This window comes from Advenella mandrilli (assembly GCF_016595155.1).
GTDB lineage: Bacteria > Pseudomonadota > Gammaproteobacteria > Burkholderiales > Burkholderiaceae_B > Advenella > Advenella mandrilli.
In genome coordinates this window covers 155003-178995 of sequence record NZ_JAENGP010000002.1, presented here as the reverse complement: position 1 = coordinate 178995, position 23993 = coordinate 155003, and the positions used below count along the sequence as shown (strand labels likewise).

Below are 23993 nucleotides of genomic sequence, written 5' to 3'. Positions count from 1 at the left end.
TTGAATACAATGAGAATAAGAACTATTATTAATAATGAAATCATCCCATTCTTTTCTTAAATCCAAAATGATAAAAGTCAATCTTTCCCCAAAGCTGGAAAACGCGGCCGACCTGTTAGGCAAGCACCGACTTTTTAACGGTTTGCCGGTTTGCATCATGGAAACCGTACTGGAAAATGCACACCTGCAGCGATATTGCCCCGAGCAGCAACTGTTTAACGAAGGTGAGCGGGCCGCCTGCTATTTCCTGATCGAATCAGGCCAGGTCGAAGTCTTTCGCTACTCCCTGGATGGCGATGAGCGAGTATTCAGTATTTTTGATGCCAGTCAGGTTTTTGCCGAAACAGCCATGTTTATGCCACACGGCCGCTACCCAATGTCTGCCCGGGTTCGTACCGATAGTGTGGTGTACCACCTGAAAAGAGACGCTTTACACCGGGCCTGTCATCAATGGCCTGAATTGGCCATGAGCCTGCTTGCCAGCATGAGCCTGAATGTTTATCGTCAGATCAACCAGGTTGAATGGATAACCGCCAGTTCAGCACCCGAGAGACTGGCCAGCTATCTTCTTGAACAACAGCATAAACAAGGTAATAAGGTCGAGCTGCCGTTGAATCAGCGCCAGCTGGCCAGCCATTTGGGCATACGCGCTGAAACCCTTAGCCGTTTGCTTAACGAATGGCAACATAAAGGCTATGTCACAGGCAAGCGGAAAGAATGGCATATCAATAACAATGCTTTCCTGCAAATGCTGACCAATGCGGCCAAACGCAGTTTCTGAGTATCAGCCGCTATAATGACAAATGTCATTGGCGATTCTGCCAGCTTATAAGAATAATGTCAGATTTTTGGGAACAAAGGTTTTTAGGGCATGACTGATACATTGCACGCTGAACACATTTCAGAAGCCGATATCGCGGGAATGGTTTCCCTGTTTTATGAAAGGATCCGCCAGGACAAGGATCTGGGGCCCATATTTGAGGCCAATGTACATGACTGGGATGAACACCTGGTGGTACTGACAGACTTCTGGTCTGCGCTTATACTGGGAACACGCCGCTTCAAGGGCGCGCCTATTCCCAAGCATGCGGCCCTGCCCGATTTAAGCTGGCCCCTGTTTGAACGCTGGCTGGCTATTTTCCGTACCATAACACATGATATTGGCAATCCACATTTGCAACATAAAGCGAATATGATGGCAGAACGGATCGCCGCCAAATTATGGCAAGTTTACAAGGAGCAAACTGTTATGACATTACCCGATACCCTGCCGCCAGGGCTTGAGTACTATAGCCAGTCGCCCGTATTCACCCCTGAAACCCTGCCTGAAAAACTCAAGGCAACCCATACCACCAAAGCCGGCACCTACGGCCTGCTACGGGTTATTAGCGGTATTGTACGTTTCACGGTTGAACACTCGCAAACCGACTATATCGTGACCAGTGGCAAACAGATTGTGATTGAACCCGACGTACCCCATCACGTCCAGTTTGAACTGAGCGGCAGTTTCCAGATTGATTTTTACCGTTCCAAAGATCATGTAAAACGCGATTAATAAAACAGGGCAACCAAAAAGTTGCCCTGTTTTAATTAATACCTGCCGCAGCCATACCTTAAGGAATGGAGGGATACTCGGTAGATTCTTCCGGCCATGGTGTCAAAAGCTCAAAGCCGTCATCGGTCACCACCACCATATGTTCCCATTGGGCAGACAGTGAATGGTCTTTGGTGATCACAGTCCAGCCATCTGCCAATTGTTTGCAATGCCGTTTGCCGGCATTGATCATGGGCTCAATGGTAAACATCATGCCTTTTTCCAGCTTCAGGCCCTGGCCTGGGGTGCCATAATGAAGCACCTGGGGCTCATCATGGTAAATTTTTCCAATACCATGTCCGCAATATTCGCGCACCACACTAAACCCCTCACGGTGGGCAACCGTCTGAATGGCATGGCCAACATCACCCAGGGTAGCACCCGGACGCACCTGCATAATACCTTCACGCATGGCTTCGTAAGTGGTATGCACCAAACGGCGTGCCAACGTGCTTGGTGGGCCTACAAAATACATGCGGCTGGTGTCACCATACCAGCCATCCTTGATAACGGCGACGTCAATATTAATAATGTCACCGTTTTTAAGGACCTTGCCTGATGAGGGAATGCCATGGCAAATGACATGGTTTACAGAGGCACAAATGGTTTTGGTAAACCCACAATAACCCACATTGGCCGGGATTGCTTTTTGTACACCCACAATATAATCGTGACAGATCCGGTCCAGCTCTTCAGTGGTGATACCTGCCTGCACATAAGGGGTAATCATGTGCAAAACTTCTGCCGCCAGCTTGCCCGCTTCACTCGCTTTGGCAATTTCTTCTTCCGTTTTAATAGAAACTCTTCTTCTGCTCATTGTCAGATACTCTCAATAAATTTACTTTATGAACAAGATTATAACATTCCCTTTTTTTATCACCCACCCGGCTGCGAATACAAACAGGTTAACCATGCACAACCGGGCTGTCCCCCAGCAAACTGGCCACTTACCGCCAGAACCATGCCGGAACATTCATCAGTGCCTAATAATAGGTACCCGTGAAAGAAAAATACGATTTGCCCCAACTTTCTTTCACGGCTAAACTGCCAGCATCTCCAGAACCTCTTTTTTGCAAGGCAGTGTTATGTTCAGTAAACGCAGCTTTTACTCCTTCTTCTCAAGCCTGGCCATTGTTTGGTCGGGCTTTTCTTTTGCGGCAACGGAACCGGTAGCAGAACCTTATGAGTTAACGATTCTGCACATCAATGACCATCATTCCAATCTGGATGATTATCAAGCCAGCTTACTGCTTCAGACGGGTAAAGAACAGCGTGAAAGCGTTTCTGTCAGTATGGGCGGTTTTGCCAGGGTAACGGCAGCGATTGAAAAACTGGCACAAAAAAACAGGAACACCCTTACATTGCATGCCGGTGATGCCGTCACGGGTACGCTATACCATACTTTGTTTGCCGGTCAGGCAGATGCCGATTTAATGAACACCGTCTGTTTTGATGCCATGGTGCTGGGTAATCATGAGTTTGACTCGGGTGACCTGGCCCTGTTCAACTTTACGGAAATGCTGTGGCAGCATCCCACCTGCAAAACACCACTACTTTCAGCCAATTTTATTCCCGGCCTTCCATCACCGTTACAGGGTAAACGCATTAGACCTTCCGTTATTCTTGAACGGGACGGCCATAAAATTGGCATTATTGGTGTCACCACGGCATACAGTACACAAAATGCTTCCCGGCCTGACCCCGGCACCGTATTCGACAATGAGCTTGAGTCAGTACAAAGTGAAATTGACCGCCTTACGGGCTTGCAGGTTAATAAAATTATTCTTTTGTCCCATATCGGTTATATGGCCGACCTGCAGCTGGCCCAGCAGTTATCCGGTGTTGATGTAATTGTAGGCGGACATTCCCATACCTTGCTGGGCAGCCAGCACTTAAGTGACTATGGTTTAACGGCCAGCGGCCGCTATCCCGCCCAAACCAACGATGCCAGCAAGCAGCCCGTGTGTATTGTGCAGGCCTGGCAGTACAGTGCGGTTGTGGGTGAGCTGCAGGTCCGGTTTGATTCAAACGGCAATGTTACGCACTGCAACGGACAACCCCATATTTTGATTGGCCATGATTTCAATCGCAGGGGAACCCCCCTTAATGCAACAGAACTGGCAGCGGTTCAAGCAGATCTGGCCGGGCAAAAAGAAATTATGCAGCTTGAGCCTTCAGTAAAAGCCACCCATATGCTTGAGCCTTACCAGAAAAAACTGGCTGATTTTGCCAGCAAGCCAATCAGTACCGTTACCCAGGAATTATGCAGCCGTCGCTTTCCGGGCATACTGGGAGCCAGCAATTCAAAACTGGAGGGGTGCAGCCACCAGGCCCATCCCAATACACACGGTGGTGATATCCAGCAACTAGTGGCCCACGCTTTCCTGATGCAGGGCAAACATTTTGGCGGTGCCGATTTTGCCATACAAAACGGGGGCGGGGTACGTACAGACCTGGCAAACGGGCCAGTCACGGTGGGTGATATCTATACGGTATTACCGTTCCGGAATACGCTGGTCAGGCTCACCATAAAAGGCAGTGATATTAAAAAAGTGCTTGAAGAAGCCATTGATTCTGTTCTGGCCGGCAATACCGGCTCTTATCCTTATGCTGCCGCACTACGCTGGAATGTTGACCTGTCTGCGCAAAAATATGAGCGCCTGTCCGGGCTGCAGATGAAAAATACAGAAGGAAGCTGGGTTTCTTTTGACCCGGACGCAACTTACCAGGTAATTGCGATTGACTTTCTGGCAGATGGAAAAGACGGCTACCATACCTTTGCAGATATTAGCGGTGAACAGCGGGAAGATACCTTTCTGGCCTATGCCGATGCATTCCTGAAATTTGCCCAATCACAGGAAGAATTGAAAAGATTGCCTGAATCGGAATACAGCACACAAGCGTTGACCGGCTCACCCTCTGTTGGAAAAATGCTGAATTTTTTACAACAGAAACCATAAAAGTATCAAGCACGTTTGATTTCAAACAAAAGTCTGTTTCAACCCTATTACAGTCGTTGATATTAATCAATACAAGATGTTACCCTTTGCATCACTCTTCAGGTTAACCCCGTTTTATTATTCAGGAGAAAGAGTGATGCAGTTCACATCTAAAATAATTGGCAGCTGTTTATTAACAATGAGTGTGCTGGCCACCACACCCGCACTGGCCCACGAGGCCGGTGATTGGCTTGTCAAGGTAGGCGCTACCAGTGTCATGCCCAAGTCCAATAACGGTACCGTAGGCAAGGGGCTGGTCCCCGGGGGCATTAAGCTGGACGTTAACAATAACATGCAGCCCAGCTTCAGTCTTACCTATATGGCCACCAAAAATGTTGGCGTAGAATTACTGGCTGCAACACCATTCAGTCATAAAATTTATGGCGATGCCTCACACTTTGGCGGCGATATCGGAAAAATTGGCAAAACAAAACACTTGCCACCTACCCTTAGCGTCCAATGGCACTTCTTGCCAGATTCAGACATCCAGCCTTATGTGGGTGTGGGTTTGAACTATACCAAGTTTTTTGATACCAAACCCCAGGGCGCACTTAAAGACCTGGGTTTCAAAAAACTCAAACTTGAAGACTCATGGGGGCTTGCCGCACAGGTGGGTGTTGATATCCGCTTAAGCGAGCGTTGGTTCATGAATGCCGATTTACGCTATATCGATATCGATTCCAAAGTCAAACTTGACGGAAAACGTATCGGAACTGCCAAAATTGACCCATGGGTTGCAACGGTAGGGGTTGGTTACCGTTTTTAGTTAAACGCTTAATGCTGTAAATTTAAAAAACCTCATCCGCCAGGAAATATGCAGCGGATGAGGTTTATTTCATTTTTTATGCCATTTAATTAGCATTAAATGGCGCACTCACAAAGCAACCATCAGGGCTGTTTAGGAATTTCCAGGCCACGCTGAACCGCCGGTCTGGCAAGACCACGATCAAGCCATTTTGCGACATGGGTAAAACTGTCAAAATCCACCAGTTCCCTGGCTTCATAAAAACCAATCAGGTTACGAACCCAACCCAGAATGGCAATATCGGCAATCGTGTACTCATTGCCCATCATCCATTCACGACCTTCCAGGCGGGTATTTAACACACCCAGCAACCGTTTGGATTCGGCACGGTAACGCTCTAATGGACGTTTGTCTTCGTATGCTTTGCCGGCAAATTTGTAAAAGAAGCCCAGCTGCCCAAACATGGGGCCAATGCCACCCATTTGCCAATGGACCCACTGAATGGTTTCATAGCGCAAGGCAGGGTCAGCCGGTAAAAACTTGCCGGTTTTTTCGGCCAGGTATTGCAAAATGGCACCCGACTCAAACAGGGGCAGCGCTTTCCCACCCGGGCCATCCGGGTCTATGATGGCCGGAATTTTACCGTTAGGATTCAGAGAGAGAAACTCGGGCGTATGGCTTTCGTTTTTGCCAAAATCCACATAATGGGCTTCATAAGGCAAACCGGTTTCTTCCAGCATGATGGAAACTTTAACGCCATTGGGGGTTGCCAGAGAGTAAAGCTGAAGCAATTCAGGCTGTTGGGCAGGCCAACGCTGCGTAATTTGAAAAGCAGATAAGTCCGACATTAAAACTCCTTGATCATTAACGATAACTCCCCGCACGCTAAATATGCGGGGAGCTTCCGGTATCTCAAATATACCGTACTATTTGGCCCGAGCGGCAAATGCCATCAATCAGGCCAGGGCGGTAAGCCTTAAGACTATTGCTGGACAATCGCTTCCAGGGCAATATCCAGTGTCACTTCATCACCCACGCCAGGCGCAAATTTACCGGCGTTAAATTCGGTACGCTTGATCACGGTTGTGGCATTGGCACCAATAGCATCTTTATTTAACATGGGGTGAGGCATATTGACAAAAGAAGTGATCGTCAATGTAACCGGTTTGGTCACGTCTTTAATGGTCAGGTCACCTTCAACGCTAACGGGCTTGTCACCCTCAAAAACCACTTTGGTGGATTTAAAGGTTGCGGTTGGGTATTTCTCTGTATTCAGGAAATCTTCACCCTGAATGTGACCATTGAACGGCTCAAAACCGGTATTGACAGACGTCATATCAATAGTGACATCAACCGATGCGTTTTTTGCTTCCTTGTCCAGTACCACTGTACCTGATGTTTTTGTGAAACTCAGGATTTGTTTGGACATACCCATATGGTCATAAGAAAAACGCGGGAATGTGTGGCTGGCGTCAATCGCATAGGTGGCAGGTGCTGCCAGGGCAGGGGTTGCAATCAATGTGGCAAAAGCGGCGGCAATAAGTTTTTTCTTCATGAAAATTCCTTGAATAAGTTAATTTAAATTTAAAATTTAATAAATGGTTTGAAACCGGGGTTCAGATATTGCTATTGGTTTGCGGCAATACTGAATTTGATCTGGATATCATTGGCAACAATACCAAAATCGGCCCACATCCCTTCACCCACACTAAAATCGGCGCGTTGGAAAGTAAACATTCCTTCAAAAATACCCTTGCCGTCTTTCTCAGAAAAGGTAAATGGCACGGATACATCACGGGTATTGCCTTTGATGGTTAATTTTCCATCAACCTGAAACTTGTTATCACCCAGTGCCTGAACCTTGGCAGATTCAAATTTGGCCAGGGGGTGATCTGACGGGGCCAGCCAGTCAGCTTTTTTCAATTCTTCGTTGGCTTCACCGTAACCGGCATCAATACCGGACACCGGGATTTCAATAAGCACACTGGCCTGTTCCGGTGCCGCCGGATCAAAGCTGAATGTGGATGCCGTTAGTTCGGTAAATTTTCCATCCATATTCACGTTCATCTGGCTATAAACAAAAGACAGTGAACTGGCTGAAGGGTCAATGGTTTTATATTCTGCGGCATGGGCGCTACCCATCATTCCGGCTACCAGCGTAACGGCTGCAAAGGTATTGCGTATTATCTTTTTCATAAAAATTTCCAGTTTTTTACGGTTAGTTTTTTTTATCCAGAACAGGGACCATGCGTGTCAAAATATCATCCTTATCTAAAAAGTGATGTTTGAGGGCCGCACAGGCATGGATAATGACAAAGGCAAGCAGGAAATAGTTCAATGCCCAGTGAACCGTATTCAGTAACGCACCCAATTCCTGGCTTTTACCCACCAGGTCCGGCAAAGGCCATACGCCAAACCAGACGACCTGGAACCCCTGTGCAGAACTCATTAACCAGCCACTGAGCGGGATCGCCAGCATTAAGGCATAAAGCACCCAATGTGCCGCATTGGCCATAAAACGCATAAAGGCTGACATGGACTCTGGTAATTCAGGCGCTTTATGCGTTATGCGCCAGACTACCCGAACCAGCACCAGTAACAGCATGACAATACCTGCCCATTTATGCCATGCGTAATATTGCAATTTGGCCGGAGAAAGCGGCAGGTCCTGCATATAAAATCCCAATGCAAACGTACCGGTCAAACCCAATGCCATTAACCAGTGAAGCGTAATCGCTGTACGGGTATAGGGTTGATTCATAATTTATCTCTTCGCTTGATGAATTTATTTAATTAATTGATGTTTAACAGTGTATAGAAATACTGTTAAAAGCATAAGACCTCAAAACGGGTATAATTGTTCCATTAACAGAATAATAAAGTATGAATCACATGATTTTAAATGCCAATGACTTGATTTTATTCGCGCATATCATGGAGGCAGGCAGTTTTTCAGCCGCCTCTGACAGAACCGGCCTGCCAAAATCCACCTTATCACGGCGTATCAGTGAACTGGAAACCCAGTTGGGTGAAAAGCTCATTACCCGCAGTACCCGCAAACTGGCCATTACCGATTTTGGTGAAGGAGTACTGGAACATGCCAGGCGTTTGCTGGAAGAAACCGAAGCGGCCAGCGCATTTGCCCAAAACCGGCAAACCACCCCACAGGGCAAATTACGGGTTTCCTTACCCACCGAGTTCAAGGAATTTGCCCTGGTTTCATTTCTAAAAAAATTTACGCATGAATATCCACAAGTTTCCGTAGAACTGGACCTCTCAGCCAGACGGGTGGACTTAATTGTGGAACGCTTTGATATTGCCATTCGTATCGCGCCTTCTTTACCCGATGACAGCACATTAGTGGCACGTAAAATAGCCGTGTTGAACAATGGTCTTTATGCCAACCCGTTTTATCTGAAAAAACACGGTACGCCTAGCTCACCCGAAGATTTGCTTAAGCATCAAGGGATGGTATTAATTAACAGCCGGGGTGATTTTATCCCCTGGAAACTGAACAGCTATAAAGATGAGTGGGTGGGCTTGCCCCTGCACAGGATTTCATCCAATTCGGTAGGTTTGCACCAGGATCTGGCCGCTCAGGGTATGGGCATTGTGGGGCTTTCAGAAATGTTTGCCCGTGCCTATGAAAAAGAAGGCCGCCTGGTTCGCATCTTGCCAGAATGGTCCATGCCGACCGATACAGTTTGGTGCGTAACCCCCGGAAGACGATTGTTACCCACACGGACGCAGGCATTTATTGACTTGTTCAGGCAGGAAATGCAAAACACCTGAACAAACCCAATGAACAGGCTGTTATTGCCTGGCTATTACTTCATTCTTAAAGACAATGAGACAATGAGATAAACCGGTATTCTGCTAGTGGAACACCGGTTCTTGCCTGATATGAAACCGGGCATTTAAAAGCGAGGAAAAGTCGATTTTTATTTAAATGCATTCACCGGCAATTTCAAATAAACCAGCCCGTTATCTTCGGCTTCTGGCATATTGCCTGCCCTGATATTAACTTGCAGTGACGGCAAAATAAGGCGTGGCATGCCAAGCGTCTTGTCACGGGCCTGGCGCATTGCTACAAATTCTTCCTGGCTAATACCTTCCCTGACATGAATATTATGTGTTAACTGGTCTGCCACCGTGGTTTCATAGACATATTCCCGATCGTTAGGCGCATAATCGTGGCACACAAATATACGGTAATCTTCCGGCAGACTTAAGATTTTATGAATCGAGCGATAAAGCTCAGCGGCGTCACCACCCGGAAAATCGGCACGGGCCGTACCGCCATCGGGCATGAAAATAGTATCACCCACAAAAATAGCATCACCAATAATATGACTCATGCAGGCAGGCGTATGGCCCGGCGTATATAGGGCAGTACCTGTTAAATGACCGATTTTATAGGTTTCATTATCCTTGAACAGGTGGTCGAACTGGCTTCCATCACGTGCCAAAGCCGGGCCATCGTTAAATAATTCACCAAAAGTTTGCTGAACGGTGGTTATTTTTTCACCAATGGCGATTTTTCCACCCAGTGCCTGCTTGATATAAGGGGCGGCGGAAAGATGGTCAGCATGGGCATGGGTTTCAATAATCCACTCTGTTTGCAAATCCTGCTGTTTAACCGCGGCAATAATGGCATCAGCCCCTTCATAACTGGTTGTACCGGATGGAGAATCAAAATCCAGAACCGGGTCTACAATAGCGCAGGCCCTGGAAAGCGGGTCTTGTACAATATACGAATAGGTATTGGTTTGTTCATCAAAAAAAGCAGTCACAATTGGTTTAATTAATTGATCAGCTTGCGGGATGTTTAAATCATTCATGGCGGAGCACTCCTGTAATGAGGTAATATTTTTATTATTATATCAAAAAATCATGAAGTTTAAATATACTGATATATATTGATTATTGCTATGGTAATGTCTATAATTACAGTATTTTTAATTATACGAGCTCATTATGCAAGACATGGCTGCCAGTGCCGAAAAAGCGGCCCGCTTTTTAAAGCTCATCGCCCACCCTCACCGCTTGCTAATTTTATGCACGCTTCTTGAGGGCGAGCGTAACGTAACAGAATTAACCAAAATTGTTGGTATCAGCCAAACATCCATGTCCAATCATCTAGCCAGGTTACGCAGTGAAGACGTGGTTGATTTCACACGCGAGCAGCGCACCTTAACCTACCGCTTAAGTACGGCAAACGCCGAACCCATTATTGCCGCCCTGTACAAAATTTACTGTTCCGGCCCTGAAGCTGAAACGGACAAATAAATACCGTTTAAGGACAATAGCCTTAAGCAATGCTTTCCACAATACCACCTTCAACACGCAAAGCAGCGCCCGTTGTTGCGCTAGCCTGTTCAGACGCAATATAAACGGACATATTGGCCACTTCCTCGGGGTTGGCAAAACGATTAAGCAAGGTGGAAGGCCTGTTTTCTTTCAAAAAAATACTTTCCATTTCCAATGCAGACACACCACGCTCATCCGCCATTTTTTTCATCATATTGATGGCGCCTGTTGTTCGGGTTGGTCCTGGCAAAACAGTGTTCACGGTTACGCCTGTACCCGCCAATACTTTGGCAAGCCCACGTGAAACACCCTGCAAAGCGGCTTTACTTACCCCATAATGAACCATTTCAGCAGGAATATTAAGGGCTGATTCACTGGAAATGAACTGAATCCGTCCCCAGCCTTTTTCTTTCATGCCTTGGGCATAATGACGGGATAAACGAATGCCACTTAGTACATTAACCTGGTAAATTTCTTCCCAATCGGCATCAGTAATATCAAAAAATTCTTTGCCGCCATAAATACCTAGCGCATTAATCAGAATATCAGCCTGAGGTTGGGCCGCGATTAACGTTTGGCAGCCTTCTGCAGTACCAATATTGGCAAGCACACCCAGCACTTCAGGTGCATTGGCAGCGGCAGCGTGAATTTTTTCCAATGCGTCATCAAGACGTGATTGGGTACGCCCGGTAATGATGACGCTGGCTCCTGCTTGGGCAAGCCCAGTGGCAATCGCCAAACCAATACCATCGGTAGAGCCAGTCACAATGGCAGTTTTACCTGTAAGATCGATATTCATTATTATCCTTTTCTGTTGTTAATACTTAGTGGAAATAACATTCTAGGGTAACCTGTCCCAAAACAGAACCCCATAAAATGAACTTGTCAATTCCATTAGCGGAACAATAAGCTTGAATATCAGTTATTTAGCATGGGTACGTTCATTCCCCGTTTTAGACAAACGGGGTCGACCAGATGACCGCTTAAGCTTTTCGCTTCATGCCCAACAAGGGCCATACCAGCAAGGCCCCATAGGCACCAATGCCTATTGCCATTGATGTATTAAACAACCAATCAGGAAGATAGTTTAATTCGGTCACCGAAGAATCCACCCACAGAGGGACTCCGAAAAACGCTGCAATCGCCACCAACAAACCCACCTTCCAGCTTAGTGGCCAGCTGCCTTTCCAGTTAAGCGGTTTCCTGGCCACCGCCCACACATAAGCAACAATTAACAAAATGGCCATCACTGTTGGCAAAACAGGACTTAACAAAAACCATTCATACAGGATATTCAGGCCCAGTAACAATTCAGTCATTATGTTCTCCTAAACTAAGCCTTACCTTTAAGGACAGCCATATAAGCGGGTTTTAACAATTCATCTTCAAGGAACCAGGCCAGGTAACTATCCTTTAAGGGATCAATAAGTGGCATGGTGGGGGTCAGCTCTCCGGCATAGTTGAATTCAACCAGCCAGGCCGAACCACGACGAATCAGCATGGGGCACGAAGTATAACCATCAAATATCTGGTCTGCCGGTTTGCCTTGCATTTGTTGCAACAAGTTATGCACCATAAGGGGGGCACTTTTCTTGATGGTGGCCGCTGTTTTTCCGCGTGGCGTACCATTGACATCACCCAATCCGAACACATTCGGGTAACGGGTGTGCTGAAGGGTTCCCTTATCAACATCCAGCCAGCCTTTTTGCACACCATCGGGAACTACCAGGCTGCTTTGCCTTACTGCATCGGGGGCATACATGGGAGGCACCACATGCAGGAAATCATAATCTTCTTTATGAACCGCACCGTTCTGATCGGTAAAGTAGGCGGTTTTGGCCGAAATATCAACCCCGGTCAGTTGCCGATGGAAATGGACATTGGTGGTAACCGGCAAGGCAGTCCAGCGCTTTAACACCAGATCATTAACCGTTTTCACACTGAAAATAGAGGTGGATGGCGCAAAAAAATCAACCTGTGAATTGTTTTTAACGCCTGACTCATTAAGCCAGTCTGCCACCATAAATGTCATTTTCAGGGGCGCACCAGCACATTTCATGAATGTTGGCGCCAGTGTCATGACGGCGCGGCCGCCTTTCTGGCGAAACGCATCCATAGCTCTCCAGGTATTGGCGGCGGCATCGGGACTATGATAAACACTGCCCACACCATCCTGGCCAATAATGGACGTATCCATGCCTTCAATTTCGTCGTATTTTAAAACCAGCCCCGTGGCGACAACCAAGTAATCATAATCAAATTTTTTGCCAGAGACGGTTTGGACCTGGTTCAGTTCGGGCTCAAAACTGGCAACGGCTTCTTGCACCCAATCAACCCCGGGTGGCATTAAACGTTCATTGCGATCACGAACACTATTGGTTGAATGCCAGATACCAGTTGCCAGCAAAGTATATCCCGGCTGGTAATTATGTTCTTTCTTGGCATCAATGATGGTGATTTTTGCATTGGGAAGCTGCTTGCGCAAACGATGCGCAGCTGCCAGACCTGCCAGGCCACTGCCAGCGATCACAATACTGACGTTAGCCTCTAGTACTGTTTGCGCAGAGGCAAGTTGAGTAGTAGAAACCATGCCAGACATGCCAAGACTGGAAGCTCCCATGATTTTAATAAATTTTCTTCTGGCTGTTGATAACTCTGTCTTGGTGTTAGCCATATTATCTCCTTGGTGATGCTTATGTAAAACATAAAGACCTATTCACAAATATTATAGGTTGTAACAAAAAATATATCAATATATTTAAACGTATAGATATAAATAATCGTCATGGCACATTTTCAAATACCTAAAATCATTTTTTTAGATAAACCCATCAATTTGCTCAAAAAATCATCAAAAAAGAGGGAATAAAATAAAAAAGAGCCTGTGGATAACTACTAAGAAAGCAGCTTGTGGATAATTTTTGTATGAAAAGTTCATAAGCGACAGGTGAAAATCAATCTGCCAACTTGTTCAACTTTATCCAAATTCAAAAAGAACAGGAGTAAACAGCAAAATTTTACTGCAATTCATTGAAAATAAAGGAAATTATAGGGTAAACAGACTTATCCACAGAGTATCTATCTATTAATCATTTATATATAAATAAGTTTAATAACATTAAAGAAAAGCCGAAAAACAGCATAAACACCTGTTTTTCGGCTTTTTCTAAAATTATCTTAAAAATATAAAATTGATCAATAAAAAAGCTGTATTTATTGATTTGGAATATAAATCCAACGATAAATACAGCTTTGAAAAAATATTGCTATTAAAAATGGTTTGTTAAGACAAGAAAAACCTGTTTTTATAGTTTTGCAGGTTCAACACCCGCCGCTTTTGCCGCTTTCCCCCAACTTTCAATTTCCTTTTCAATAAATGCCTGGCTTTCTTGCGGACTGGCAATAAAAACCTCATTGCCAATAGTGGCCAGTTTGGCGTTAAGTTCAGGATCCTGCAGAATTTTGCTCATAGTTTTGTTTAATGTCTGAATGGCTTCATCGGGTGTACCGGTTGGCGCAATTAATGCGATCCAGGCAGTGGCATCAAAGTTGGGTACGCCCAGTTTATCCAGTGGCTGTACGCCTTCAAAAGCCTGGGCACCACTTTTATTGGCAACGGCAAATACTTTCAGGCGACCATCCTGAATCAGCGGTTTAATAGCAGGAGCCGCTTCAAACATGACACTGGTATCGCCACCTACCAGACCGGAAACCGCAGCAGTGGCACCCCGGTAGGGAACGTGCAGCAAGCTAAGACCAGTCGCTTGCTTGAACATTTCCATGGTTAAGTGATTGGTTAAGCCAATACCGCCAGAACCATAATTGATTTTGTCCGGATTTTTTTTGATATGCTCAATCAGTTCGGGGACCGTATTTGCCGGAAAATCGTTACGGGTAACCAGAAACAAAGGCACCATGGAAACCATCCCAACGGCCGTGAAATCCTTAACGGGATCATAAGGCAGGTTGGTATAAAGAGATGGGTTAATACCCAGTGGACCCGATGCGGCAATAAGCAAATTATAACCATCGGGTTTGTCACGTTTAGCGGCTTCCACACCAATAATGCCACCGGCCCCGCCTTTGTTTTCAACCACAAAAGGCTGGCCCAGTTCTTTTGAAAACTGTTCTGCCAGCAAACGGGCAATCACATCGGTAGTTTGACCGCTTGGATAGGGTACGGTAATACGAACGCTTTTTTCAGGGTAAGCGGCTAATGCCGCACCAGTACTAAGTGTGCAGCCAAGTAAGGCTGAAGCTATAAATTTTTTCATATATTGTCTCCATAAGGAAGAATGAATGAGCTCTTATATTGAATAACATTATTTAATTAAACTTGTGGTTTACTCATTTTCTTTCTGCCACGTGGTAATCAGGCGGAAATTGTTTTCAATATAGAAGTTGTCTGAAGCCGCCAGCAGGCGGTTTGATTTGTCAAAATAAACACGGGTAATGCGTAAAGCCAGGCAATCTGGTTTGAGTTGCAGTGCCTGTATGCCTTGATGGGGCATATGGCATGCCTCTACTTCCTGGTGAATTTTCACGATTTCCTGATTGAATTCTGTTTTTAAAAGCTCAAAAATGCTGGGGTGGTTACCTTTAAGGCGGTTTTTAAGGCTTTTGAAAGCAGGATTCAGGTAAATGTGCGAATAGGAAATTAGTAAATCATTCTTGACCAGTTTGCGATAGGCGTGTAAACGGAGCAGTTTTTCGTTAAGTGGTATAAGCAGTTGTTGTGCGATGTCCTGATCGGCCTGAATGATTTCATGGGCAAATGGCTCAATCCGGGTTTGTGCGGTATACAGCATGAGGTCATTCATGGAACCAAAGGTTGACACATAAACGGACTGGTTTTGTATGGGGGTTGCCGAATTGACCACCGTACCGGTGCTGGGAGACCGGGTAATCATCCCTTTTTCAGCCAGACGACGGGTTGCCTCACGTACCGTATGCCGGCTGACACCGTATAGGGTGCCCAATTGTTCTTCGGTTGGCAAATGACTGCCTACCGGATATTTACCTGATTCAATATCTGTGAGCAAAGTTTGATGCAACCAGGCATAGCGGGGCATCCGCTTGTTGCCGGATTCCCTGGGAGGAGACTTTTTTAGGGGAACAGATTTTTGTTGCATGACCGGGCTCTTGATTATCTGGATGGAAGATCTGAATTTATTTTAATATACGTACAATTTTAAATTGTATAAGATAATTGATTTAATTGAATTTAATCAAACTTTATTTATAATGTACGTACAAAGAATAGTAAATATTAATGCCTGTGAAAATAAATTTATATAGGGACAAACATGGCTTTTGATTTAACTGGATATGAAACCATCACAACAGAACTGCATAATGAGCATATTCTGGTGGTCACGCTTAACAGGCCGTCTGCCGGCAATTCCTTAAATACCCAAATGGGCCATGATTTACTGGATTTATGGAATCGCCTGACGGCGGATGCCGGTCCGGTTCGTTGCGTGATTCTGACCGGCGCACAAGAAAAAATATTCTGTGCCGGGGGCGACCTTAAAGAACGAAATGGCATGAGCCGGGAACAGTGGCAAAAGCAGCATGAACTGTTTGAGCGTATGTACTGGACGCTGGTTGATTTGCCGATTCCCGTGATTGCGGCTGTTAACGGTCATGCCTACGGGGGCGGTTTTGAAATGGCCTTAAGCTGCGATTTTATTTATGTTGGCAGCCATGTCCGGTTTGCCTTGCCCGAGGTTGGACTGGGTATCATGCCAGGGGCGGGCGGAACACAAAACCTGCCACGTGCCATTGGTGAGCGGCGTGCTAAAGAAATTCTCATGACAGGTAAACCTTTTACGGCCGAACAGGCACTTGAATGGGGCTTGGTCAATCAGGTTTGTGCACCGGCTTCAGTGTTTGAAGAAGCCCTGGAAACGGCAACGGTGATTGCCGGTAATGCGCCACTTTCGGTTAAACAAATCAAGAAATCAGTTCGCTATGGCGGTCAGATGGAATTGCGTACTGCTTACCGTTTTGAAGTGGAAGCCTACAACCATTTGATTGAAACCGAGGATCGTTACGAGGGCGTGCTGGCTTTTAATGAAAAGCGCAAGCCGGTCTTCAAGGGTAAATAAACATAATTTTATTCAGGATGAGACAAATGAGTAGTTTGACGCAGGATATTGTTCATTTTATTAGTCAGTTTGATCAATACAAGGTAGATCCAGCGGCGTATCGGCTGGCCAAAATGGGCATTATGGACAGCATGGCTTGCATGTTTGCGGGTAGTGAAGAGCCGGTGGTGCAAATTCTGGCAAGGCATTTTGGCCAGCAGGCAGGTAATGGCCAAGCCGATGTAGCTGTGCCATTTCTGGGGCAAAAAAAACTGCCGCTAGAGCAGGCGGCTTGCCTGTGGGCAACCGCAGCGCATGCACTTGACTACGACGATGTGGCCATGTCGGCCCACCCCAGTACGGTATTAATGCCGGTGGTCATGACGGGGGCGTTCAAGATGTCGGCCTCAGGGCAAGAGGTGTTAAACGCCTATGTGGTGGGTTATGAGGTGTGGGCTGAATTGTTTACCCGTGAAAAAGACCCTTATCACATCAAGGGTTGGCATCCGACCGCTGTTTTTGGCATTATTGCAGGTGCCGCTGCTTACGCTTATTTAAACCGTTTGCCTCAAGAGCAACTGCTTAATGCATTGGGTATTGCTGCCAGTATGGCCAGTGGTCTGGTAGCCAACTTTGGTACCATGACTAAACCTTTTCATGCTGGCCGCGCGGCCAGCATGGCTATAGAAGCGGTAGAACTGGCGCGGGCTGGCATGACGGCTTGTCCGGATGTATTCGAGCACAAAGCGGGTTTTCTGAAAGCCATATCACCGGCAGGTAATGTAGATACGGATAAACCGGCGGAATTGGGCAAAACCTGGCGTCTGGCTCAGCAGGGACTGAATATCAAGCAATACCCGGTGTGTTATTCGGGTCATCGTGTCATAGACGGTGCATTGGATATTATCAATAAAGAAAATTTTGATCTCGAAGAGATAGCCACTATTGTCGCCACGATTGGTCAGCCACAGGCGTCCATGCTAAGGAATCCCTGCCCTGAAACAGGGCTTGAGGCCAAATTCAGCCTGGAGTTTGATATTGCCTGTGCCTTGCTGCTGCGCAAAGTGGGGCTGGCTGAATTAAGTGATGATTTTGTAAAAAGGGCGGATTTACGTGCTATTTACCCCAAAATAAGTATCGCTATTACCGATGCGCTTGATCCGGCGGATGCCGCCTTTGCCTTGCATGACCGAATTGTCATTAGCTTGAAAAACGGCCAGGTTTTTGATTCGGGTGATATTCGTTATCCGGTTGGGCATGCCAATTTACCACTTGATGCCGAAACACTGAAAGCCAAATTCATGGATTGCCTGCAGATCTGGCACAACCATACGGGTATTGCCGACAAAGCCCAGCCCTTGTTTAAGGCGCTGTCCGGGCTGGAGCAGCAGGACAATATTCGCGTCACCCTGGACGGGATTTTTGCCTGAATATGACATGATCAACCTCCTGTCCGTTATGTCCGGAAAGTTTGTTAATGATGAAGAGATTATGACTATGCTTGCTTCAGAACCCCGCGGCCCCCTTAAAGGTATCCGCATTATTGACCTGACATCGGTAGTGATGGGGCCTTTCAGCACGCAGATTCTGGCGGATCTGGGGGCGGATGTTATCAAGGTTGAGTCGCCCGCCGGGGATACCACCCGGAATATGGGTTATTGGCAGCATAAAGGCATGGGCGCCAATTTCCTGCACCTTAACCGCAACAAGCGTTCGGTCATGCTGGATCTTAAAACACAGGAAGGGCGTGAGGCCTGCCTGGCGCTGGCCAAAACCGCCGATGTTTTTTTATACAATGTGCGCCCACAGGCAATGGCGCGTCTGGGGCTGTCTTATGAGGCGGTAAAGGCTGTTAATCCGCAGATTGTATATGTGGGTGCCTACGGATTTAGCGATAACGGTCCTTATGCCGGCAGGCCGGCCTATGATGATCTTATCCAGGGCATGACGGGTATTCCAGCCCTGTACAGCCAGCATACGGGCTTGCCACCCCGTTATGTACCCCTGACTATAGCCGATCGTATTGTGGGCCTGCAGGCGGGCGTTGCCTGCCTGGCAGGCGTACTGGAAAGCCGGCAATCGGGGCAGGGGCAATCAATTGAAATTCCCATGTTTGAAACCATGGCGCAGTTTGTCCTGAATGACCATCTTGGTGGTGCCACATTTGAGCCGTCCAAAGGTGAAATGGGTTATTCCCGTCTGCTGGTGGAACCTCGCAAGCCTTATCAGGCTGCTGACGGCTATGTGTGCGTGATTGTGCATACCGATGGGCACTGGCAGCGTTTTCTGGCTCTGGTAGGGCGACAGGACCTGTTGGTAGCTGGTTCTGTGTTTGAGTCGGTAGAGTCCCGGGCACGGCATGTGAACCAGGTGTATGGTTTTCTGGCCGATGTGGTGTTGGGCAATACCGTTGCTTATTGGGTTGAAGCCCTTTCGGCAGTGGATATTCCGGTTGCCCCCTTGAACACGGTGGAAGACCTTTTGCTTGACCCACATTTGCAGGCCACGGGGCAAATAGTAAAACTGGAACATCCCACCGAAGGCAGTTTGCGTACGGTGGCACCAGTGGGTAATTATTCGCGTACGCCGCCCGGTATTTACCGGCATGCACCCAATTTGGGCGAACATACCGAAGAAATCTTGCGTGAAGTGGGTTTTTTGCCCGAATCCAGCCCGCCTTGCGAAACGTAAAATCCAGTCGTGGCGACCTGAATGTGGATGTAAGGGGGTCATTAACATGGCTGGTGATCTGTCATGCGTAAAACTCGGGTCGCAATTGCGGTTAAAATTGTTTTCTTTAAACGGAGAACGATTGCATGAGTGAAAAAATCAGAGTGGGTATTGCCGGTTACGGCAATTTGGGCCGTGGTACGGAACTGGCCATTGCCAAAACACCCGATATGGAATTGGTGGCTGTTTTTACACGCCGTGACCCGGAAAGTGTTTCATTGGTCAATCAAAATGTGCCGGTTTACAAGCTGGATGACATTGGCCAATTCCAGGACAAAATAGATGTTCTGGTGTTATGTGGTGGTTCAAAAAGCGATTTGCCCGAACAGGGGCCGGCCCTTTCTGCCTTGTTCAATACGGTTGACAGTTTTGACACCCATGCCAAAATTCCCGAGTATTTTGAAGCGGTTAACAATTCGGCCGAACTGGCAGGCAATACTTCTTTAATTGCCATTGGTTGGGACCCGGGCCTGTTTTCAATTAATCGCCTGTTTGGCGAGGCCATTTTGCCAGAGGGCGCCACTTATACGTTTTGGGGCAAGGGTTTAAGCCAGGGGCATTCTGATGCCATTCGCCGCTTGCCGGGTGTCAAGGCCGGTGTGCAATACACCATTCCGGTTACCGAGGCAATGGACAAAGTGCGCAGTGGCAGCATGCCTGTTTTAAGCACCCGTGAAAAACACAAGCGTGATTGTTATGTGGTGTTGGCTGAAGGCGCCAGTGCCAGCGAAGTGGAACAGTCTATTGTGACCATGCCCGATTATTTTGCCGATTACGATACCACGGTTAGCTTTATTACCGAAGAAGAACTCAAGCGTGACCATGCCGCCATGCCGCATGGCGGGTTTGTGATTCGCAGTGGTAAAACCGGTGCCGGCACTAACCAGGTGATGGAATATTCACTGGCGCTGGATAGCAACCCCGAATTTACCTCCAGTGTGCTGGTTGCGTATGCCCGCGCGGCTTATAAGCTGAACCAGATGGGGCAAACTGGCGCGAAAACCGCTTTTGATGTGCCACCCGGCCTGTTGTCGCCCAAAAGTGCGGCACAGTTGCGCAAAGAGTTGCTGTAAAAATATTTAATATTTAAAGTATATATTTTATCAAAGCCCTGCCTGTAAATGGCGGGGCTTTTTTTTTGAGTTAAGCCTGGATGGTAATCAGGTTGCGCACCGTTCTGGCGGCTTCCAGCACTTCACCTGCGGTCATGCCAATGGGGCCAATACCCTGTGATACCAGATAATCGGCAGCGGCACCATGCAGCCAGACGGCACCGGCAATGGCCTGTTCTGCCGTAATGCCCTGTGCCAGGCAGGCGCCAATCATGCCTGCCAGCACATCACCGGTACCGGCTGTGGATAAACCCGGGTTGCCGCTATGATTAACTGTGATCTCACTTGCAGGGGTACAGATAACCGTTTGATAACCTTTTAACACCGTCCAGGCCGCATATTTGGCAGAAATCTGGCGGGCAGCCTGCTGGCGGTCTTTTTGAATGTCAGCGGCCGTGCAGCCCAGCAGCCTGGCGGCTTCGCTGGGATGGGGTGTTAGCACCAGGGGTGCTTTTTCATGGGAAAGCGAAAAAGCATGTTCGGACAGCAGGGTTAAGGCATCGGCATCCAGTACGATGGGGGCATTGGGGTAACGGTTGAACAGGGTGGCCAGGCAGTTTTGTGCCAGGGGGGTCAAGCCCATGCCACAACCGGCCACCCATACGGTGATATCGTCTTTACCCAGCAGTTTGCCGGCTGTATTCAGCATTAATTCGGGCTGTATCGGGTCTGCTTCCAGTGGCTGGTTTTCTTGTGAAAACCCGATATGAACCCGGCCGGTTCCTTGCTTGAGGGCGGCCCGGGCTGCCAGCAGGGCGGCGCCCACCATGTTTTTGCCTCCGGCCAGAATGCCGAGCGTGCCAAATGTGCCTTTATGGGTGTCAAGCGGGCGGGCACGGCACAGGTCAGGAAAATGTTGTTGGGCAAAACTGGCAATTTCAGTAATCATTTAAAGTTAAAATTTATTATGGGTGATTGGGTTGAGAGGAAGCATCTGCCGAAAAAACGACATAGCTCCAGTGGATGTCATTACGCCCCAGGGTGTCGCCTTTATGGACACTATGGTGCAGCAGCTGTAGGCCATGCGCCTTGCCCAGTGCGATCACTTCTTCATCGGGCACATCAAACATATGGCGGTCGGGTGGAACCGGGCCGTGGCGCAGGGACAGGGAAATCACGCCTTGGGGCAGCAACAGGCTTTTGCAGGTGGTCATGGCGGTTTCCCTTTCTGCGGGGGTAAGGTGCATCCATACTGCGGTTAGCAGTAGCAGATCATATTTTTTGTGGCTGGCGGTAATCTTGTGCAAATGCGGCAGGTTGTCGTCAATCCAGTTGATCTGTTCATTGGCATGTAATTGTTGGCCGTTTTCACGCATGCCAGCGGTGGGTTCCACGGCATCTACAAAGTGGCCTGCCCGTGCTAAAGCGGCTGCATCGCGACCGGTACCGGCACCAATATCCAGAATGCTGGCCAGTTTGTCATGAATGGGATAATGGCGTATGACAGGTTTGTGAACTTTTTCAAAGCTGACGCTCTCGTAGTCTTTGGCAAATTTTTCAGGCCTTTGTGCATAGCCACGGGTACCGGGAACAGGGGACATAATAGTAAAGTGCTATAAAGAATGTTAAAAAAGATAGGATAATCATAGCGTATTAAAAACTCAGGGAAAAGCATGAAAGATGCAGATGTAATCGTTTCTGTCAGGCAGTTGAATAAAACGTACAAAAATGGCTTCAGCGCCCTTAAAGGGGTGGATCTGGATATTAAACGAGGTGAGCTTTTGGCTTTACTGGGCCCCAATGGTGCCGGTAAAACCACCATGATTGGCATTATCACGGGGCTGGTGAATGCCAGCAGCGGTTCGGTGACCGTAGACGGCTATGATATTGGCCGTGATTTCAGGCAGATAAGGCCCAAAATTGGCCTGGTGCCACAAGAGTTGCTGACCGATTCATTTGAAACGGTATGGGCAACGGTCAGCTTCAGCCGGGGCCTGTTTGGCAAACCTGCCAATCCGGAACTGATTGAAAAAATATTGCGGGATTTATCGTTGTGGGACAAACGTAACAATAAAATCCTGAGCCTGTCGGGTGGCATGAAAAGGCGGGTATTAATTGCCAAGGCCCTGGCCCATGAGCCTGTTTTGCTGTTTCTTGATGAACCCACTGCCGGGGTTGATGTTGAGCTGCGCCATGATATGTGGCGCATGGTGCGAAAGTTACAGGAAAATGGCGTCACCATCGTTCTTACCACGCACTATATTGAAGAAGCGGAAGATATGGCCGACCGTATCGCCGTGATTAATCAGGGTGAAATCATGTTGATTGAAGAAAAGGAAAAACTCATGCATCAGCTGGGTAAAAAAGAATTGCATATACAGCTGGACAAGGCCTTAATGTTTATCCCGCCTGAACTGGCAAGCTATCAATTGGGCCTGGTTAATGAGGGTAAAACACTGATTTATACCTATGATACGCAACAAGAACATGGCCAGCAGCTTGGTATTGCTTCATTCATGAAAAGGCTGGATCAATTAAAGATTGAGTTTTCTGACCTGAAATCAAAAGAAAGCTCACTGGAAGAAATTTTTGTGAATCTGGTTCGGGAGGCAAAATGAACTGGTACGCCATCAAATCCATTTATCTGTTTGAAATGGCCCGGGCCCTGCGTACCTTAACGCAAAGCATTGTTTCACCGGTATTGTCCACCTCCCTGTATTTTATTGTTTTTGGTGCGGCAATCGGTTCCCGTATGGGTGAAGTGGATGGCGTCAGTTACGGGGCTTTTATTATTCCCGGTCTGGTCATGATGTCTTTGTTAAGTACCAGCATTGCCAATGCCTCGTTTGGTATTTATATGCCGCGCTGGTCTGGCACCATTTATGAAGTGCTGTCGGCACCGGTGTCGTTTATAGAGGTTATCCTGGGTTATGTGGGTGCCGCCGCCAGTAAAACCATTTTACTGGGCCTGTTAATTTTACTAACCGCCCGGCTGTTTGTTGATTATGAGGTTTTGCATCCGGTCTGGATGCTGTTTTTTCTGGTGTTAACCGCCGTTACGTTTAGCATGTTTGGCTTTATTATTGGCTTATGGGCCGATGGCTTTGAAAAACTGCAAATTATTCCCCTCATGGTGATTACACCCTTGACCTTCTTGGGCGGTGCGTTTTATTCCATTGATATGCTGCCCGAAGTCTGGCAGAAGATTGCTTTGCTTAACCCGGTCGTGTATTTGATTAGCGGTTTTCGCTGGAGTTTTTACGGGGTGTCTGATGTCAGCCCGGTGATTAGTTTGACGATGATTGCCGTTTTTTTAATTGTATGCACGGCATTTATCGCGTGGATATTCAAGACGGGATACAAGCTTAAGCAGTAGGATAGGTGTTCACTGGTAGGCATTCCTACGCTGGAGTGAACTGACCCCAATAAGTTAAATAGGTGTCCAACTTTTTGGGGTCAGTTCAGAGCATGGGA

Annotated in this window: 25 protein-coding genes; 12 read left to right on the top strand and 13 right to left on the bottom strand. The window is 47.3% G+C overall.

Translation table 11 applies throughout. The features are described 5' to 3' along the window. Positions 1 to 34 precede the first annotated feature (34 nt). Entirely contained in the window at positions 35 to 781 is a 747-nt protein-coding gene (locus tag JHL22_RS02445; RefSeq protein ID WP_234041061.1) for a Crp/Fnr family transcriptional regulator, read from the top strand. A 90-nt stretch (positions 782 to 871) separates the two neighbouring features. Next, a complete protein-coding gene (locus JHL22_RS02440; RefSeq protein WP_200233449.1) occupies positions 872 to 1555 on the top strand; it encodes a TehB-like domain-containing protein in 684 nt (227 codons plus the stop codon). A gap of 58 nt (positions 1556 to 1613) precedes the next feature. Here the strand turns inward: JHL22_RS02440 and map are convergent, their stop codons facing one another. Next, positions 1614 to 2411, bottom strand: a complete 798-nt coding sequence (map, locus tag JHL22_RS02435) for a type I methionyl aminopeptidase (RefSeq protein WP_200233447.1) — start codon at positions 2409 to 2411, stop codon at positions 1614 to 1616. Positions 2412 to 2679: 268 nt separating this feature from the next. On the opposite strand from map, the gene JHL22_RS02430 reads away from it, so the two are divergent. Then, on the top strand, positions 2680 to 4554 hold the full coding sequence (locus JHL22_RS02430; protein ID WP_200233445.1) for a bifunctional metallophosphatase/5'-nucleotidase: 1875 nt from the start codon (positions 2680 to 2682) through the stop codon (positions 4552 to 4554). A 136-nt stretch (positions 4555 to 4690) separates the two neighbouring features. After that, the gene (locus JHL22_RS02425) at positions 4691 to 5359 is read left to right on the top strand and encodes an OmpW/AlkL family protein (protein ID WP_200233444.1); all 669 of its coding nucleotides are present in this window, start codon (positions 4691 to 4693) and stop codon (positions 5357 to 5359) included. A gap of 122 nt (positions 5360 to 5481) precedes the next feature. On the opposite strand, the gene JHL22_RS02420 is transcribed toward JHL22_RS02425, so the two are convergent. The 4 genes from JHL22_RS02420 to JHL22_RS02405 form a co-directional block, all read right to left on the bottom strand. Beyond that, complete coding sequence (locus JHL22_RS02420) at positions 5482 to 6186, bottom strand: glutathione S-transferase N-terminal domain-containing protein (RefSeq protein ID WP_200233443.1); 705 nt, start codon at positions 6184 to 6186, stop codon at positions 5482 to 5484. Positions 6187 to 6320: 134 nt separating this feature from the next. Continuing rightward, entirely contained in the window at positions 6321 to 6893 is a 573-nt protein-coding gene (locus JHL22_RS02415; protein ID WP_200233442.1) for a YceI family protein, read from the bottom strand. A gap of 71 nt (positions 6894 to 6964) precedes the next feature. After that, positions 6965 to 7534 carry a YceI family protein gene (locus tag JHL22_RS02410; RefSeq protein ID WP_200233440.1) on the bottom strand — a complete coding sequence of 190 codons (570 nt, stop codon included), beginning with the start codon at positions 7532 to 7534 and terminating at the stop codon, positions 6965 to 6967. Positions 7535 to 7556: 22 nt separating this feature from the next. Further along, positions 7557 to 8099, bottom strand: a complete 543-nt coding sequence (locus tag JHL22_RS02405) for a cytochrome b (RefSeq protein WP_200233438.1) — start codon at positions 8097 to 8099, stop codon at positions 7557 to 7559. A gap of 122 nt (positions 8100 to 8221) precedes the next feature. Here JHL22_RS02405 and JHL22_RS02400 point away from each other — a divergent pair, with 122 nt between their 5' ends. After that, positions 8222 to 9130, top strand: a complete 909-nt coding sequence (locus JHL22_RS02400; RefSeq protein ID WP_234041060.1) for a LysR family transcriptional regulator — start codon at positions 8222 to 8224, stop codon at positions 9128 to 9130. A gap of 149 nt (positions 9131 to 9279) precedes the next feature. Here the strand turns inward: JHL22_RS02400 and JHL22_RS02395 are convergent, their stop codons facing one another. Then, the gene (locus tag JHL22_RS02395) at positions 9280 to 10179 is read right to left on the bottom strand and encodes an MBL fold metallo-hydrolase (protein ID WP_234041059.1); all 900 of its coding nucleotides are present in this window, start codon (positions 10177 to 10179) and stop codon (positions 9280 to 9282) included. Positions 10180 to 10315: 136 nt separating this feature from the next. Here JHL22_RS02395 and JHL22_RS02390 point away from each other — a divergent pair, with 136 nt between their 5' ends. After that, a complete protein-coding gene (locus JHL22_RS02390) occupies positions 10316 to 10627 on the top strand; it encodes an ArsR/SmtB family transcription factor (protein WP_200233430.1) in 312 nt (103 codons plus the stop codon). 22 nt (positions 10628 to 10649) lie between these two features. On the opposite strand, the gene JHL22_RS02385 is transcribed toward JHL22_RS02390, so the two are convergent. From JHL22_RS02385 to JHL22_RS02365, 5 genes are all read right to left on the bottom strand, one after another. Beyond that, on the bottom strand, positions 10650 to 11447 hold the full coding sequence (locus JHL22_RS02385; RefSeq protein WP_200233429.1) for an SDR family NAD(P)-dependent oxidoreductase: 798 nt from the start codon (positions 11445 to 11447) through the stop codon (positions 10650 to 10652). A gap of 184 nt (positions 11448 to 11631) precedes the next feature. Next, entirely contained in the window at positions 11632 to 11967 is a 336-nt protein-coding gene (locus JHL22_RS02380) for a hypothetical protein (RefSeq protein WP_200233427.1), read from the bottom strand. A 14-nt stretch (positions 11968 to 11981) separates the two neighbouring features. Next, positions 11982 to 13322, bottom strand: coding sequence for an NAD(P)/FAD-dependent oxidoreductase (locus JHL22_RS02375; RefSeq protein WP_200233425.1), 1341 nt, complete (start codon positions 13320 to 13322; stop codon positions 11982 to 11984). 631 nt (positions 13323 to 13953) lie between these two features. Next, complete coding sequence (locus tag JHL22_RS02370; RefSeq protein ID WP_200233423.1) at positions 13954 to 14922, bottom strand: Bug family tripartite tricarboxylate transporter substrate binding protein; 969 nt, start codon at positions 14920 to 14922, stop codon at positions 13954 to 13956. Between the two features lie 69 nt (positions 14923 to 14991). Next, positions 14992 to 15780 (bottom strand): GntR family transcriptional regulator, encoded by a 789-nt coding sequence (locus JHL22_RS02365; RefSeq protein WP_200233422.1) that lies wholly within the window; start codon positions 15778 to 15780, stop codon positions 14992 to 14994. 174 nt (positions 15781 to 15954) lie between these two features. On the opposite strand from JHL22_RS02365, the gene JHL22_RS02360 reads away from it, so the two are divergent. From JHL22_RS02360 to JHL22_RS02345, 4 genes are all read left to right on the top strand, one after another. After that, positions 15955 to 16758, top strand: coding sequence for an enoyl-CoA hydratase/isomerase family protein (locus tag JHL22_RS02360; RefSeq protein ID WP_200233421.1), 804 nt, complete (start codon positions 15955 to 15957; stop codon positions 16756 to 16758). 26 nt (positions 16759 to 16784) lie between these two features. Next, complete coding sequence (locus tag JHL22_RS02355; protein ID WP_200233420.1) at positions 16785 to 18167, top strand: MmgE/PrpD family protein; 1383 nt, start codon at positions 16785 to 16787, stop codon at positions 18165 to 18167. Between the two features lie 61 nt (positions 18168 to 18228). Beyond that, positions 18229 to 19428, top strand: coding sequence for a CaiB/BaiF CoA transferase family protein (locus JHL22_RS02350; RefSeq protein ID WP_200233419.1), 1200 nt, complete (start codon positions 18229 to 18231; stop codon positions 19426 to 19428). Positions 19429 to 19553: 125 nt separating this feature from the next. Next, positions 19554 to 20540 (top strand): diaminopimelate dehydrogenase, encoded by a 987-nt coding sequence (locus JHL22_RS02345; protein ID WP_200233418.1) that lies wholly within the window; start codon positions 19554 to 19556, stop codon positions 20538 to 20540. Positions 20541 to 20610: 70 nt separating this feature from the next. On the opposite strand, the gene JHL22_RS02340 is transcribed toward JHL22_RS02345, so the two are convergent. Together JHL22_RS02340 and JHL22_RS02335 are read right to left on the bottom strand one after the other, a co-directional pair. After that, on the bottom strand, positions 20611 to 21468 hold the full coding sequence (locus JHL22_RS02340) for an NAD(P)H-hydrate dehydratase (RefSeq protein WP_200233416.1): 858 nt from the start codon (positions 21466 to 21468) through the stop codon (positions 20611 to 20613). A gap of 16 nt (positions 21469 to 21484) precedes the next feature. Beyond that, on the bottom strand, positions 21485 to 22120 hold the full coding sequence (locus tag JHL22_RS02335) for a class I SAM-dependent methyltransferase (RefSeq protein ID WP_200233413.1): 636 nt from the start codon (positions 22118 to 22120) through the stop codon (positions 21485 to 21487). A 72-nt stretch (positions 22121 to 22192) separates the two neighbouring features. Between JHL22_RS02335 and JHL22_RS02330 the strand changes: the two genes are divergently transcribed. Continuing rightward, positions 22193 to 23137 carry an ABC transporter ATP-binding protein gene (locus JHL22_RS02330; protein WP_200233411.1) on the top strand — a complete coding sequence of 315 codons (945 nt, stop codon included), beginning with the start codon at positions 22193 to 22195 and terminating at the stop codon, positions 23135 to 23137. Further along, the gene (locus JHL22_RS02325) at positions 23134 to 23895 is read left to right on the top strand and encodes an ABC transporter permease (protein ID WP_200233410.1); all 762 of its coding nucleotides are present in this window, start codon (positions 23134 to 23136) and stop codon (positions 23893 to 23895) included. Before JHL22_RS02330 ends, JHL22_RS02325 begins: the two co-directional genes overlap by 4 nt. Positions 23896 to 23993 lie beyond the last annotated feature (98 nt).

Coding starts and splice junctions, on each gene's coding strand:
- JHL22_RS02340 (WP_200233416.1), bottom strand. CDS start 21,468: ATGATTACTGAAATTGCCAGTTTTGCCCAACAACATTTTCCTGACCTG.
- JHL22_RS02405 (WP_200233438.1), bottom strand. CDS start 8,099: ATGAATCAACCCTATACCCGTACAGCGATTACGCTTCACTGGTTAATG.
- JHL22_RS02380 (WP_200233427.1), bottom strand. CDS start 11,967: ATGACTGAATTGTTACTGGGCCTGAATATCCTGTATGAATGGTTTTTG.
- JHL22_RS02400 (WP_234041060.1), top strand. CDS start 8,222: ATGAATCACATGATTTTAAATGCCAATGACTTGATTTTATTCGCGCAT.
- JHL22_RS02425 (WP_200233444.1), top strand. CDS start 4,691: ATGCAGTTCACATCTAAAATAATTGGCAGCTGTTTATTAACAATGAGT.
- JHL22_RS02440 (WP_200233449.1), top strand. CDS start 872: ATGACTGATACATTGCACGCTGAACACATTTCAGAAGCCGATATCGCG.
- JHL22_RS02395 (WP_234041059.1), bottom strand. CDS start 10,179: ATGAATGATTTAAACATCCCGCAAGCTGATCAATTAATTAAACCAATT.
- JHL22_RS02390 (WP_200233430.1), top strand. CDS start 10,316: ATGCAAGACATGGCTGCCAGTGCCGAAAAAGCGGCCCGCTTTTTAAAG.
- JHL22_RS02365 (WP_200233422.1), bottom strand. CDS start 15,780: ATGCAACAAAAATCTGTTCCCCTAAAAAAGTCTCCTCCCAGGGAATCC.
- JHL22_RS02420 (WP_200233443.1), bottom strand. CDS start 6,186: ATGTCGGACTTATCTGCTTTTCAAATTACGCAGCGTTGGCCTGCCCAA.
- JHL22_RS02345 (WP_200233418.1), top strand. CDS start 19,554: ATGAGTGAAAAAATCAGAGTGGGTATTGCCGGTTACGGCAATTTGGGC.
- JHL22_RS02335 (WP_200233413.1), bottom strand. CDS start 22,120: ATGTCCCCTGTTCCCGGTACCCGTGGCTATGCACAAAGGCCTGAAAAA.
- JHL22_RS02415 (WP_200233442.1), bottom strand. CDS start 6,893: ATGAAGAAAAAACTTATTGCCGCCGCTTTTGCCACATTGATTGCAACC.
- JHL22_RS02370 (WP_200233423.1), bottom strand. CDS start 14,922: ATGAAAAAATTTATAGCTTCAGCCTTACTTGGCTGCACACTTAGTACT.
- JHL22_RS02355 (WP_200233420.1), top strand. CDS start 16,785: ATGAGTAGTTTGACGCAGGATATTGTTCATTTTATTAGTCAGTTTGAT.
- map (WP_200233447.1), bottom strand. CDS start 2,411: ATGAGCAGAAGAAGAGTTTCTATTAAAACGGAAGAAGAAATTGCCAAA.
- JHL22_RS02330 (WP_200233411.1), top strand. CDS start 22,193: ATGAAAGATGCAGATGTAATCGTTTCTGTCAGGCAGTTGAATAAAACG.
- JHL22_RS02325 (WP_200233410.1), top strand. CDS start 23,134: ATGAACTGGTACGCCATCAAATCCATTTATCTGTTTGAAATGGCCCGG.
- JHL22_RS02375 (WP_200233425.1), bottom strand. CDS start 13,322: ATGGCTAACACCAAGACAGAGTTATCAACAGCCAGAAGAAAATTTATT.
- JHL22_RS02385 (WP_200233429.1), bottom strand. CDS start 11,447: ATGAATATCGATCTTACAGGTAAAACTGCCATTGTGACTGGCTCTACC.
- JHL22_RS02445 (WP_234041061.1), top strand. CDS start 35: ATGAAATCATCCCATTCTTTTCTTAAATCCAAAATGATAAAAGTCAAT.
- JHL22_RS02350 (WP_200233419.1), top strand. CDS start 18,229: ATGACTATGCTTGCTTCAGAACCCCGCGGCCCCCTTAAAGGTATCCGC.
- JHL22_RS02410 (WP_200233440.1), bottom strand. CDS start 7,534: ATGAAAAAGATAATACGCAATACCTTTGCAGCCGTTACGCTGGTAGCC.
- JHL22_RS02430 (WP_200233445.1), top strand. CDS start 2,680: ATGTTCAGTAAACGCAGCTTTTACTCCTTCTTCTCAAGCCTGGCCATT.
- JHL22_RS02360 (WP_200233421.1), top strand. CDS start 15,955: ATGGCTTTTGATTTAACTGGATATGAAACCATCACAACAGAACTGCAT.